General features: G+C 69.0%; 15 protein-coding genes and 1 pseudogene. 11 read left to right on the top strand and 5 right to left on the bottom strand.

All coding sequences use genetic code 11. From position 1 onward, the window contains the following. On the top strand, positions 1-1063 hold a 1063-nt coding region (locus tag ACTHL9_RS16340), incomplete at its 5' end, for a M16 family metallopeptidase (RefSeq protein ID WP_440520336.1). On the opposite strand, the gene ACTHL9_RS16335 is transcribed toward ACTHL9_RS16340, so the two are convergent. Genes ACTHL9_RS16335 through moaA form a run of 5 tightly spaced genes read right to left on the bottom strand, consistent with a single transcriptional unit; the run spans position 1060 to position 5302 of the window. Continuing rightward, positions 1060-1896, bottom strand: a complete 837-nt coding sequence (locus ACTHL9_RS16335) for an ABC transporter permease (protein ID WP_440520335.1) — start codon at positions 1894-1896, stop codon at positions 1060-1062. The genes ACTHL9_RS16340 and ACTHL9_RS16335 overlap by 4 nt on opposite strands. Then, complete coding sequence (locus ACTHL9_RS16330) at positions 1883-2839, bottom strand: ATP-binding cassette domain-containing protein (RefSeq protein ID WP_440520334.1); 957 nt, start codon at positions 2837-2839, stop codon at positions 1883-1885. Before ACTHL9_RS16330 ends, ACTHL9_RS16335 begins: the two co-directional genes overlap by 14 nt. Continuing rightward, positions 2836-3891: a LolA family protein gene (locus tag ACTHL9_RS16325; protein ID WP_440520333.1), complete on the bottom strand. Its 1056-nt coding sequence runs from the start codon at positions 3889-3891 to the stop codon at positions 2836-2838. The genes ACTHL9_RS16330 and ACTHL9_RS16325 overlap by 4 nt, the downstream gene beginning before the upstream one ends. A 41-nt stretch (positions 3892-3932) precedes the next feature. Then, entirely contained in the window at positions 3933-4202 is a 270-nt protein-coding gene (locus ACTHL9_RS16320; RefSeq protein ID WP_440520332.1) for a MoaD/ThiS family protein, read from the bottom strand. 8 nt (positions 4203-4210) lie between these two features. Then, positions 4211-5302 (bottom strand): GTP 3',8-cyclase MoaA, encoded by a 1092-nt coding sequence (moaA, locus tag ACTHL9_RS16315; RefSeq protein ID WP_440520331.1) that lies wholly within the window; start codon positions 5300-5302, stop codon positions 4211-4213. 39 nt (positions 5303-5341) lie between these two features. On the opposite strand from moaA, the gene ACTHL9_RS16310 reads away from it, so the two are divergent. From ACTHL9_RS16310 to ACTHL9_RS16265, 10 genes and pseudogenes are all read left to right on the top strand, one after another. Next, positions 5342-6868: a molybdopterin-dependent oxidoreductase gene (locus ACTHL9_RS16310; protein WP_440520330.1), complete on the top strand. Its 1527-nt coding sequence runs from the start codon at positions 5342-5344 to the stop codon at positions 6866-6868. 27 nt (positions 6869-6895) lie between these two features. Further along, complete coding sequence (locus ACTHL9_RS16305; protein WP_440520329.1) at positions 6896-8086, top strand: molybdopterin molybdotransferase MoeA; 1191 nt, start codon at positions 6896-6898, stop codon at positions 8084-8086. After that, positions 8074-8595, top strand: coding sequence for a cyclic pyranopterin monophosphate synthase MoaC (gene moaC, locus ACTHL9_RS16300; protein WP_440520328.1), 522 nt, complete (start codon positions 8074-8076; stop codon positions 8593-8595). The genes ACTHL9_RS16305 and moaC overlap by 13 nt, the downstream gene beginning before the upstream one ends. Beyond that, positions 8592-9068 (top strand): MogA/MoaB family molybdenum cofactor biosynthesis protein, encoded by a 477-nt coding sequence (locus ACTHL9_RS16295; protein WP_440520327.1) that lies wholly within the window; start codon positions 8592-8594, stop codon positions 9066-9068. The genes moaC and ACTHL9_RS16295 overlap by 4 nt, the downstream gene beginning before the upstream one ends. Beyond that, positions 9058-9528: a molybdenum cofactor biosynthesis protein MoaE gene (locus tag ACTHL9_RS16290; protein ID WP_440520326.1), complete on the top strand. Its 471-nt coding sequence runs from the start codon at positions 9058-9060 to the stop codon at positions 9526-9528. The genes ACTHL9_RS16295 and ACTHL9_RS16290 overlap by 11 nt, the downstream gene beginning before the upstream one ends. A gap of 23 nt (positions 9529-9551) precedes the next feature. Further along, positions 9552-10310: a 4-hydroxy-tetrahydrodipicolinate reductase gene (gene dapB, locus ACTHL9_RS16285; protein ID WP_440520325.1), complete on the top strand. Its 759-nt coding sequence runs from the start codon at positions 9552-9554 to the stop codon at positions 10308-10310. 3 nt (positions 10311-10313) lie between these two features. Further along, complete coding sequence (locus ACTHL9_RS16280; RefSeq protein ID WP_440520324.1) at positions 10314-10775, top strand: tetratricopeptide repeat protein; 462 nt, start codon at positions 10314-10316, stop codon at positions 10773-10775. A gap of 130 nt (positions 10776-10905) precedes the next feature. Next, entirely contained in the window at positions 10906-11493 is a 588-nt protein-coding gene (locus ACTHL9_RS16275; protein WP_440520323.1) for a DUF6318 family protein, read from the top strand. Then, positions 11490-12080 carry a DUF6318 family protein gene (locus ACTHL9_RS16270; protein ID WP_440520322.1) on the top strand — a complete coding sequence of 197 codons (591 nt, stop codon included), beginning with the start codon at positions 11490-11492 and terminating at the stop codon, positions 12078-12080. The genes ACTHL9_RS16275 and ACTHL9_RS16270 overlap by 4 nt, the downstream gene beginning before the upstream one ends. Continuing rightward, positions 12080-12588, top strand: a pseudogene (locus ACTHL9_RS16265) (hypothetical protein); the annotation flags it as partial. The gene ACTHL9_RS16270 and the pseudogene ACTHL9_RS16265, both read left to right, overlap by 1 nt.

The following is a 12588-nucleotide window of genomic DNA, read 5'->3' as shown; positions in this document are numbered from 1 at the left end:
GGCTACCGCGAAGGAGAGCACGTGCTATTACGCGCGCGTTCTCGACACCGATCTGCCCATGGCGATCGACGTCATCGCCGACATGGTGACATCCGCCGTCCTGGATCCCGACGAGCTCGAGCAGGAGCGCGACGTGATCCTCGAGGAGATCGCGATGGACGGCGACGATCCCACGGACGTCGCCCACGAGCACTTCGTTGCGGCAGTGCTCGGGGAGCACCCCCTCGGCCGTCCCATCGGCGGCACACCCGACGCCATCCGCGCCGTTGCCCGCGACTCCGTGTGGGAGCACTACCGGCGGTACTACCGCCCCTCCGAACTCGTGGTGACCGCGGCCGGCGGGTTGGATCACGACGTCGTCTGCCGCCTCGTGCTTGAGGCGCTGCGGAACGCGGGATGGCAGCTTGAGGACGGCGCTGCGCCGGTTGAGCGCCGTTCCACCGTGGCTGCTGAGATCTTCGGCCGCCCTGGCCTGACGGTCGTGAAGCGGCAGGTCGAGCAGGCGAACGTGATCGTGGGGTGCCCCTCGATCACGGCGACCGATGATCGCCGATACGTGATGAGCGTGCTCAACGCTGTGCTCGGCGGGGGCATGTCGTCGCGGCTGTTCCAGGAGATCCGCGAGAAGCGGGGGCTGGTGTACTCGACGTATTCGTTCGCCTCGGCCTACGCGGACGCCGGCTACTTCGGCATGTACGGCGGGTGCTCACCGGCCAAGGTGCCGCAGGTGCTGGCTCTCATGGACGCCGAGCTCTCGAAGCTCGCCACGCACGGTGTGACGGAGGACGAGCTGCGCAAGGCCGTCGGCCAACTTTCGGGTGGCATCGTGCTCGCGCTCGAGGACACGGGATCGCGGATGTCACGTCTCGGCAGGGCAGAGCTCGTCTCGGGCGAGTTCCAGGACGTGGACGAGACGCTGTCGCAGATCCGTGGCGTCACCGCGGAGCAGGTTCGCGGCCTCGCGGCCCAGCTGGGCGCCGCGCCGCGCTCGGTCACGGTGGTAGGCCCGTTCGAGGAGACCGAGACGTTCGGGCTGAGCAGCGAGAGCGGATTGAGCCTCTAGGACAGGATGTCCTTGGTCGTGAAGCGGCCGTAGGCGAGAGCGCCGAAGAGCGCGAGGTAGCCCAACTGCAGCAGCGCGTTCTCGCCGAACGATGTCCACGAGATGGGCTCGCGCAGCAGGTCGGCGAGCCCGAGCCAATGGTCGCTGAAAAGCCAAGGGTGCAGCCAGTCGAGCTGGTCGAGGGCGTCGAGCACCTGCGACACGACCGCGAGAACGACCGTGGCGGCCATGGCACCCACCGGCACGGTCGTCATGGTCGAGGCGAAGAGGCCGATGGCGGACAGGCCGAGCAGCGACACCGCGACGTACAGGGCCATGAGCAGGAGGCGGCCGAACGCCTCACCGGGTCCGATGGTGTCGCCGGACAGCAGCGTCGCCTGCCCCAGCGGGAACAGGGCGGCACCGGCAGCGGTGCCGCCGACGACCACCGCCAGTGCTGCCGCCAGGCAGAACACGACGGCGGAGAGGTACTTGACCGCGAGCAGCCGCACGCGTCCCGCCGGTGCAACGAGCAGATAGCGGAGCGTCCCCAGATTCGCCTCACCCGCGATCGTGTCGCCTGAGACGACTCCGACGGTCAGCGGCAGGAACAGGGGAGTGCTGACCACCAGGCCCACGACTCCTGCGAAGAAGCCGTTGTGCGTGATCTGGTCGAGAAAGGCCGGGCCACGGCCGCTCGGGGGCCGGTTCGGCGAAAACCGGACGGCGAGGGCGATGAGGACGGGAACAGCAGCGAGGGCTGCGAGCATGGCCCACGTCCGCCAGCGCCGGAACAGGACCGAGAGTTCGGACAGGACGAGCCTGCTGCTTGCCAGGCCGCTAATCGGCGACATCGAACCCCTCTCCCGTGAGTTCCACGAACCGTTCCTCGAGGCTGGCGGCATCAGCCGCAAAGCCCCGCACCCGGACTCCCGCGGAGACGAGCGCGGCGACGATGTCCTCGGCAGGAGGTGCGCCGTTGGCCTCCGCCACGAGCGTCCCGGATCTGGAGGATTCTGCCTGCAGACCGAGCTGACGCAGCACGTCAATGGCCCGGGCCGAGTCGGGCGTCCGCAGCTCGATCCGGTGGCGCGCCGAACCGCGCAGCTCGTCCAGGGTTCCCTGGGCCACGAGCCGGCCAGCGCGGAGCACCGCAGCATGCGTGCAGATCTGCTCGACCTCGGCGAGCAGATGGCTTGAGACGAAGACCGTCGTTCCGTCCCGAGCGAGATCGCGGATGAGGCCGCGGACTTCCCGGGTTCCCTGGGGATCGAGCCCGTTGGTCGGCTCGTCGAGCACCAGGAGCTCCCGCGGGGCGAGCAGGGCGGCTGCGAGGCCGAGCCGCTGCTTCATGCCGAGCGAGTAGGCGTGGACCTTCTTGTGCGCAGCGTGCGAGAGGCCCACGCGATCCAGAGAGGCGGCGACCCGCTGACGGCGCGTGCCGCGCGGTGCCCGGAGGTCCGCCGTATCGAGTCGGAGGAGATTCGCCTCGCCCGTCAGGAAGGGGTAGAACGCTGGTCCCTCAACCAGCGCGCCCACTCGCGGCAGTACGGATGCGAGGTGCTCGGGCATCTCCTCGCCGAAAACCTCGGCGTGGCCCTCACTAGGGGAGACCAGCCCGAGGAGCATGCGGATCGTCGTCGTCTTTCCGGAGCCATTTGGTCCGAGGAAGCCGAAGACGGCGCCTTTCGGCACCACGAGGTTCAGGCTGTCCACTGCCGTGTGACGCCCGAAGCGCTTTGTGAGTCCGCGGGTGCGGACCGCCGTCTGAGGGTCGCCGTCAGTGGCGGAACTCACTTGGCGGCTGCCTCGAGGGCTGACAGCGGGACGGCGCCCGCGAGAATCCGTCCGTCGTTGGTGACGAGTACATTCACCAGCGACGAGGAGAGAGCCCTGCCGCCCGCTACCGGCGTTGCGAGCTGCTTCACGAGCGGTGCGTCGAGGAGGCCTGCGGGCACCGAGCTTGCGGGCAGCGTCACGATGGCGTCCCAGCCCTTTCCGGCGGCCGCTGGCTTTGCAGGGGCAGCGGGTCGAGCGGTCTTCTCGGTGGGCGCCTGCTCTTGTTTCACGGTTGCCCCGGGAGGCGGCGTGAAGGCGAAGACCGAGGCGGCGGGCGCGGCGAGGTCGAGCTGGGTGAACGCGGAGTGGAAGGCCGGTGTGGCCTGGTCCTTGGCGTAGACGTCTACGCCGAGCGGGAAACCGGTCTTCGCCTCGACGAAGATGTGCACGGATGCCACGAGTGTTCCTGCGCTCTTCGGTGACAGCACGAGCGTGTAGGCGCCGTGCCCGGCCAGTGAGGCCGAGGGCCCGAGCGTGATGGAAGTCGTCGAGTCGGCGGCGGCGAGGAACCGCTGGGCCAGCTGGTCAGGAGTGATCGGAGGGGCGCTCGGCGTGGCGTTCTCGTGCGGGGCGGTGGCAGGGAGCGTTGCGTGGGTCGCGGCGTTGGCCTTGGAATCGAACGTCCATACGTCGTTTCCATTGCGGACCGCGTCGCGCTCGGCGAGCTCGTCCATGATCTGGACCCGGAGCTTCGTGGGCCCGTCCGCGTAGACGCGGGCGGTGTGCGGCGTGGTCAGGAGCTCGAGGATCGACGCTTCGGAGCCAAGACTGGAGCTGCTCGTCGCGGGAGCGAGGGCCTGCGACGGGATTGAGGGCAGTCCCAGGTCTGCCTTCTCCTCGACCACGCCTGAGAACTGCTGAGCTGCGTGTCCCGCGGCGAGCGCCAGGACCTGCTGCGGGGTGGCAGGGGGCGGCGGCGTCTCCGCGACCGCACCTCCCGCGAGCACTCCGACGGCGATCGCGGCGGGCACAGCAGCCGCAGGGAGCCAACGGGTCCAGATGCGCTTCATGGCCGACCTCCGGAAGACTTTGCCTCCACGCTACGCCGAAATCAGCCGCCAGCGAAGGGCGGGAGGACGTCCACGAGGTCGCCGTCGGCGAGTGGCCGATCCCGATCCTTCGCGGCGATTTCGTTGACCAAGAAAGAGCAGCGGCGGAGGACGTCAGTGAGAGGCGGAGAACCGGGCTCCGTGGGTCTATCGCCGTCGGCCAGCCGTTCCAGAACGAACGAGAGGGTCGCACCCTGGGGCACCTCGAGCTTCTCGGTGTCGACGCCGGCAGCGGCGCAGGCGGCAGCGTAGTAGCGCAGGGTGATCACCATGGAGTGCGTCAGCCCCCGATCGCGCTCATGGAGCGGTCAGGCTGGACGAAGTCGGCGGCGCCGAGGCCTACGTGCCCCATGCCATGGGCGCGGGGCTTGAGCCACATCGCATCCTGCCAGCGGGCTGCGATGTCGTCGTCGTCCGCTCCGCCGCGCATGAGGTCGCGAAGGTCGGTTTCCTCGTGGGAGAACAGGCAGTTCATGACCTTGCCCTCGGCCGTGATCCGAGTGCGCTTGCAGTCGGCGCAGAAGGGCTCGGTGACGGAGGCGATGATCCCGACGATGCCCAGCACGTCGTCGGTCCCCGGCAGGCGGACCTCGAAGCGCTCCGCTGGCGCTCCGTCCCGGGCGCGCGGGTCGGGGGAGAGGCGGAATCTCGCCGAGAGCCGCTCACGCATCTCGGAGGCCGTGACCGTGCCTTCCCGCGTCCAGCCGTGGTCGGCGTCGAGGGGCATCTGCTCGATGAAGCGGAGCTCGTAGCCGCGCTCGAGGCACCACGCCAGCAGGTCAGCGCCGTCGCCGTCGTTGATGCCGCGCATGAGCACGGAGTTGATCTTGATCGGTCCCAGCCCCGCCGCGTCTGCGGCCTCGATGCCCGCGAGGACGCGGTCGAAGAACGGGCGCCGGGTGAGCTGCGCGAACGTCTCGGGGTGGAGCGTGTCGAGGGAGATGTTGACTCGGCTGAGTCCCGCCGCCTTGAGCGGGGCGGCCTTGGCGTCGAGGCCGACGGCGTTGGTCGTCAGAGCGATGGGCAGCTCGGGGTGCGCCTGGCGGAGGCCCGCAACGATCTCGACGACGTCGGCCCGGACGAGCGGCTCGCCGCCGGTCAACCGGAGTTCGCGGACACCGAGCCTGTCCACGCCGATCCGCACCAGGCGGAGGATCTCATCTGCCGTGAGCACGGCCTGCTTGGCGAGCCAGGGAAGACCGTCCGCGGGCATGCAGTACGAGCAGCGGAGATTGCACTTGTCGGTGAGGGACAGGCGCAGGTCGGTGGCGACGCGTCCGTAGCGGTCGCGGAGTCCTTCGAAGGCTGGACGGTCCACGGTGGCTGCGCGCGTGCTCGAGGGCAGCAGCGGCATTCCGAGCTGGACGGTCATAGGTCTACGTTACGCCACGCACCCTTCTATTCTGGAGGTATGTCGGGTCACCTCCGCTGGTGGGCGGCGTCTGCGGGCGCGCTCTCAGCCATCGCCGGCGTGCTCGCCGGCGAATTGCTCGCGGGGCTCGCGAGCCCCTCCCTGAGCCCGGTGTCGGCGGTGGGAGGCGCCGTCGTCGACCTCGCTCCTTCACCGGCCAAGGAATGGGCCATCCAGACGTTCGGCACGAATGACAAGACGTTCCTCGTCGTGGTCATCTCGATCGTCCTCCTCGCGCTCGGCGCCGTGGCCGGGCTCCTCGAACTGCGACGTACGGGTGCGGGAGCAGCCGTGGTGGTCGTCATCGGGGTGGTCGGCATCGCCGCCGTCGCCACCCGCTCGCTCTCGAATACGCTCGCGATTGTCTGCGCCGTCATCGCGGCGGCTGTGTCCGTCGCGCTGATCCGCTGGCTTGTGCGGCTGATCCGCGATGAAGAGCGTCCGGACGAGCGGGCCATGTCCCGCCGACGCTTCCTCCGCGCGATGGCGGGCAGCGCCGTCGTCGTGGCCCTCGGGGCCGCCGTGACCGCCGTCGTGCGCGGCACGAGTCTCGCCGTCAGCGCCGCGCGGGAGGCGCTGCGGCTTCCTGCGCCGTCGTCGGCCGCGCCGCCGATCCCGGCGGAGGCCACCGTGAGCGCGCCGGGCGTCACCTCCCTCGTCACTCCCAACACCGACTTCTATCGCATCGATACGGCCCTCGTGGTCCCATCGGTAGATCCCACCAGCTGGAAGCTCGAGGTCACGGGCATGGTCGAGCAGCCAGTGACCCTCACCTGGCAGGAACTCCTCGGAAAGCCGCTCATCGAGCGGTACGTGACCATCGCCTGCGTCTCGAACCCGGTGGGCGGGAACCTCATCGGCAACGCCCGCTGGCTCGGATGGCCCCTCCGCGAACTCATCGCCCAAGCGAAGCCGAAGGCGGGCGCGGACATGGTCCTCTCGCGCAGCGTGGACGGCTTCACCGCCGGCACTCCCCTCGAGGTGCTCAGCGATCCGGGCACGGACGCGATCCTGGCCATCGGCATGAACGGCGAGCCGCTGCCACCAGAGCACGGGTTCCCGGTCCGCATGATCGTCCCGGGTCTGTATGGCTTCGTGTCGGCCACCAAGTGGGTGACGGAGCTCAAGGTGACGACCTTCGCCGCTGACTCTGCCTACTGGAGCACCCGAGGGTGGTCCGAGCGAGGTCCGATCAAGACTGCCTCCCGGATCGACGCACCGCGCGACGGCGCGAAGGTCACCGCGGGCGACGTCATGGTGGGCGGCGTCGCCTGGGCGCAGCACCGCGGGATCTCCCGCGTCGAGGTCATGGTGGACAACGGCCCATGGCAGCCCGCCACCTTGGGAACCGGGATCTCCCGCGACACGTGGTACCAATGGTCCGCAAAGGTCACGCTCTCTGCCGGACGGCACCAGATCTCGGTCAGGGCCACGGACGGCAGCGGGGCAGTGCAGACCTCGGAGGTTGCGCCCCCCGCGCCCGATGGCGCGACCGGCTACCACAGCATCGGCGTGGACGCCTCGTGAAACCCAACAGGAGAGGAGCTTGACCGCATGGGGACGAGTGTGGAGGCACACCGCACAGCCATCAGGAATCTCCTCGCGCCCCTCGCCGGGCGCCCCCCGCAGACCCGCAGCCTCTCGGAGGCGCTGGGACTCGCCCTCGCCCACGACCTCGTGGCGCCCGCCAGCCTTCCGTCCTTCGACAACTCCCAGATGGACGGGTTCGCCGTCCGCTCCCAGGAATCGGGGAGGGAGCTCGCGGTCGCAGCCGCAATCCCGGCCGGCTCCGTTCCGGCCCCCCTTGCATCAGGCCACGCCGCCCCGATCATGACAGGAGCCATGCTCCCCTCGGGCGCTGACGCCGTCGTCCCCGTCGAGCGAGCCGATCCCCCGTCGTTCCCGAGCAACGCCGACCACGCCAGCGTGGCGCTCCCCGCCGTCGAGCCGGGGACCTTCGTGAGGCCGGTCGGCAGCGACGTCCGGGCGGGCGCCGTCGTCCTCCGCGCCGGGACGCCACTCGGACCCGCCCAGCTCGGGCTGGCGGCGGGGCTGGGAATTGCCCAGCTGCAGGTCCGGGCACCGCTGCGCGTCGCCGTCGTCAGCACGGGAGCCGAGCTGGCGCCTCTCGGCGAGCCGCTGCGCCTGGGGCAGATCCACGACGCCAATGGGACGCTGCTGACCGCGGCGCTGCGCGAGGCGGGTCTTGAGGCGGAGGCGACGGCGGTTCGCAGCGACGAGCCCGAGGATCTGCTCGCCGCGCTGGCGGATGCGGCTAGGGCCGACCTCATCGTCACCACAGGCGGTGTGTCGAAAGGCGCGTTCGAGGCCACCAAGCTCGCGCTCGCCCGGCACGATGTCGATTTCGTGCACCTTGCCATGCAGCCGGGCGGCCCGCAGGGAATCGGCAGCATCGAAGGCGTTCCGTTCCTCGGATTCCCCGGCAATCCAGTGAGCTCATGGGTCTCGTGGGAAGTCCTCCTGCGACCCGTGCTCAGCGAGCTGCTCGGTGCCCCGGCCCTGAGGCCGCGGCTCAGCCTTCCGCTCGCCGAGCCGCTCGACTCGCCCGAGGGCAAGCTCCAGGTGCGGCGCGCTCGGCTGCGTGCCGACGGTTCGATGGAGCTCGTCGGCGGGCCGGGTTCCCATCTGCTCGGCGCGCTCGCCGAGTCGAACGCGCTCGTCCTGGTGCCGGAGCACGTCACCCGGCTTTCCGCGGGGGACGCCGTGGAAGTATGGCTCCTGTGAACAGCACCGAATCCGGCCAGGGGCTCACGCACGTCCGAGCCGATGGCTCGGCCCACATGGTTGACGTCAGCGCGAAACCCGAGACCACGCGCGAGGCCACAGCGCAGGCCGTCCTGCGAACCACCACCGGGGTCATCGCGCTCCTCTCCGAGGGCGGGCTTCCCAAGGGCGACGCGCTTGCTGTCGCCCGCGTCGCGGGCATCATGGCCGCGAAGAAGACACCCGACCTCATCCCGCTCTGCCATCCTCTGCCCATCTCGAAGGTGACCGTCGACTTCGAGATGGCCGAGAGCTCGCTGCGCATCCTCGCCACCGTGAAGACACGGGGCGTCACCGGCGTGGAGATGGAGGCCCTCACGGCGGCGTCGGTCGCGGCGCTGGGCGTGTACGACATGATCAAGGCCGTCGACAAGCACGCCGTCATCTCAGAGCTCAAGGTGCTGGCCAAGAGCGGTGGGAAGAGCGGTGACTGGGTGCTGCAGGACGCCGGCCCGGGGGAGGGGCAGTGACCCGCCGCGCAGGGATCGTGATCGCATCCACCCGTGCCGCCACCGGCATCTACCAGGACCGCTCAGCGCCCGTGATCGAGGATTGGCTCGTGGAGCATGGCTTCGAGGTCATCCCCGCCGCCGTGGTGCCGGATGGCAGGCCTGTGGGTGCCGCGCTGCGCGCTCTGCTCGCGCTCTCGCCCGCGGTCGTCGTCACAAGCGGCGGAACGGGTCTCAATCCGGACGACGCGACCCCCGAGGAGACGCTTCCGCTCCTCGATCGCGAGATCCCGGGGGTCATGGAGGCGATCCGCCGCGCGGGGGCCCACAAGACCCCTCTGGCGGCGTTGAGCCGGGGCCATGCGGGAGTCTCAGGGACAACCTTCGTGGTGAACCTGCCGGGTTCGCCGTCCGGTGTCATGGACGGCCTTGCCGTCCTCGACCCGCTCATCGGGCACCTGTGCGACCAGCTGGAGGGCGTTCATGGCCACTGAACCGAGTTCTCAGGTCGAGATTGTGCACGCCGCTGTCAGCACGGACGCGCTCGACGAACTCGCCGCCCGGCACGCGGTCGACGCGGCGGACGCTGGCGCTGTGGTCGCTTTCGCCGGGGTGGTGCGCGACCACGACGAGGGCCGCGGAGTCCTCCGCCTCCATTACACAGCGCATCCGACGGCGGAACGAACCCTGCGAGGGGTGGTGGACGCCGTCGTCGCGGATCACCTCGACCGCTTCGGCCCGTCCGAGCGGGCGATGCGAGTGTGGATCGCTCACCGGATCGGGGACCTCGGCGTCGGCGACGTCGCGTTCGTCTGCGCGGTGTCCTCGGCTCATCGCGGAGAGGCATTTCGGCTCTGCTCGGATCTGGTGGACCGGGTCAAGGCGGAGGTCCCGATCTGGAAGGAGCAGTTCTTCGACGACGGCGGCAAGGAATGGGTCGCCGCTCTGGGCTGACGCGCTCCACTAGGCTTGAACCCATGGCAGAACGACTTCCGGTGGCAGTGCTGGGCGCGAACGGGCGCATGGGTTCCGAGGCGGTGAGGGCTGTCGAGGCGGCCCCTGACATGGAGCTCGTCGCAGCCCTCGGCCGGAACGATTCGCTCGAATCGCTGGTCGACGCCGGAGCGCGCTACGTGGTCGATCTCACCGTGCCCGACTCCACCGAGGAGAACGTCCGCTTCGCCGTCGAACGCGGGCTCCACGCCGTGGTGGGGACCACCGGATGGACTCCAGAGCGGCTCGAGAAGCTCCGCGAACTGCTCGCCGGCAGCCCCGCGACAGGCGTGCTGATCGCACCGAACTTCGCCCTCGGCTCCGTCCTTGCGAGCGCGTTCGCAGCCAAGGCCGCCCGCTACTTCGAATCAGTGGAGATCGTGGAGCTCCACCACCCGGACAAGGTGGACGCGCCGTCCGGAACAGCTGTCCGCACCGCGCAGCTCGTTGCGGCCGCCCGTGCCGAAGCAGGCGTGGGTCCGTCCCCGGATGCGACCCAGAAGCAGATCGACGGCGCGCGCGGCGCCGACGTCGACGGCGTCCGTGTGCACGCCGTGCGGCTCCGCGGGCTCGTGGCGCATCAGGAGGTCCTGCTCGGCGGCCCGGGGGAGCAGCTCACCATTCGGCATGACTCCTTTGACCGCGCGTCGTTCATGCCGGGCGTTCTGCTCGGACTCCGTTCTGTCGCCGCCCACCCCGGGCTCACCGTGGGGCTCGACGGCTACCTGGACCTGGGGGTCTGACACGTGGAATGGCTCAAGGCCCACCGAACGAAGCTGTGGGTCGCAGGCATTGCCCTGCTCCTGGTCTTCTATCTCGTGCTCACGTTCAACCGCGCGATCCTGCTGCTCGCGGACCCACAGCCGATTGCGAAGGTCATCGGCGCAGCCTACTTTGTCCTGCCTATCATCGGGGCCTGGGCTCTCGCCCGCGAGCTCCTGTTCGGCGCTGGCCTTGAGCGTCTCGGCCGCGAACTCGACGCCGAGGGCGGGCTCCCCGAGGACACCCTCCCACGGACCGCTGGCGGCCGGATCCTGCGGAACGCCGCAGACGCGGAATTCCCCAAGTACCAAGCGGAGACCGAGGCCGCTCCCAACGATTGGCGTGCCTGGTACCGGCTCGGCCTGGCGTATGACGCTTCCGGCGATCGGAAGCGCGCGCGAGCCGCAATGCGGCGGGCGATCGCGCTGCACCGCAGCGGCGCCTGAGCCCTTGCGGATCCCTGAGGACCACCACGGAGATTGCGCCGAGAGCGCCACTGAGGGCGGGATCAGCCGCGTAGCCTGATCCCGCACCTGCTGTTCAGCGGCGGCACATCAACGACCTCGGGGGAAGTCAATGTCCTTATTCCGTGCTCTCATGGCCTGTTGCCTCATCGGCTTGCTCACCGGATGCGCTGGTCCAGCCGCGCCTCACGCAATTCCTGGAGAATCCGCTCGGCCGACTTCGGATCCAAGCCCCACCCCGGCAAGCTCCAATGGTCCGGCTCGCCATCTGCCTCGCCCGCAGCTGCCGGAGGCCGCGAAGCAGAATTCGGAGCAGGGGTTCGAAGCCTTTACGCAGTTCTGGTTCGACACGATCACGTACATGAGGGAAACGGGCGACCCTGTTCCGGTCAGCGAGATTTCCGCCCCGTCCTGCAAGATGTGCGAACGGCAGGTCGAGAAAGCAAGACGGCTCTACGACGGTGGGGGCTGGGGGATCGGCCCGCAACGCACTGTGAAAGGGTTCGAAAGCGCTATGCTGCCGGGCGCCGACGAATCTGTGACGGGCATCTACCGCTTCGCCGAAGCGTCTTCAGTGACGTATTCCAAAGCGGGCGACGTCGGCATTCGATACACGGGCGGAATGAGCGACGGGGTCCAGGCGATCCGCGCTCGTTTCGATGAAGGCAAGTGGGTTGCGTTCGAAGTGGGACCCGCATGAGGCGGGGGTGGCGCGCCGTCCTTGTTGCCGCGGCACTGCTGGTGCTCGTCGCCTGCGGCGGCCCAGCTACTGCACCCGAAGCAAGTCCGCCGGTCTCTCCTTCGCCCGACCTGCGCCCCACACAGGCCAGTTCCCGAGGCCCCGCGCGCAACGTGCCCAAGCCGGAACTGCCGGAAGCGGCGAGGCAGAACACGAAAGAGGGCTTTGAGGCGTTCACGCAGTACTGGTTCGACGCAGCGACCTACTCATTCGAATCCGGCGACAGCGCTGCGCTCGACGCGGTTTCTGCGAATGACTGTAAGGTCTGCAATTCCTATATCTCGGACATTGATCAATTAAGGTCCTCGCAGGGATGGGCCTCCGGACCGAGTTGGAAAATCTCTCAGTTCAGCTCGAACATGATCCGCGATCCGCTCGCTCAGGTGGTCGGCTACTTCTTGCTAGAGGAGAGTCCGTCGACAATCTTCGCCACCGACGGCACAGTCGCCAAATCCCGAAAGGGCGGAAATAATGGGAATGCCAAAGCTGCGTTCGCGAGTTTCGAAAGCGGGCTTTGGAGCATGAGGCAACTCGGACAGGCTCCGTGATGAAAACGATGACCGCGGCGATTATCGCCTTCTCCCTTCTTCCATCGTTGATCCCCACCGACACTGAGGCGGACGTCTATTTTGATGATCGTACGCTTTCGATCAATGGCACGAGGAACGGCGTAGTTGAAGTCAAGTTCCCGCCTTTGCCGGCGGGTGTGGTTGATCCTTATTCCTATTCGTACGGGCATGCGTGTCTGTCGGATGAGGTGGGTTTCGGGGATTCGCAGTCTTGCGGGGCGGCGAGGGCGGCGTGCCGGGAGCGGCCTGAGGGGATGCTGGTGAACTGGTACCGGCAGCTGGGCGGGTCCGAGCCGGAGCGGGTGGTTTGGGGGGGCCGGTTGCCGGGGGTGGCGCCGGAGCGGCGGGGGGGCGGGGCGGTGGTGGCGGTGACCGAGGCGCAGCTGCGGCAGCTGCCGATCGCCCCGGCGGCCCTGGGCGTGCAGCCGGGGCGGCACACGCTCAAGGGCGCCGAGACGAACGTCTACGCCGACTCGGGCCCGCAGTC

It is taken from the genome of Sinomonas sp., from assembly GCF_051955515.1.
Taxonomy (GTDB): Bacteria; Actinomycetota; Actinomycetes; order Actinomycetales; family Micrococcaceae; genus Sinomonas.
The sequence above is the reverse complement of the archived record's forward strand: the minus strand, read 5'-3'. Positions and strand labels throughout refer to the sequence as shown.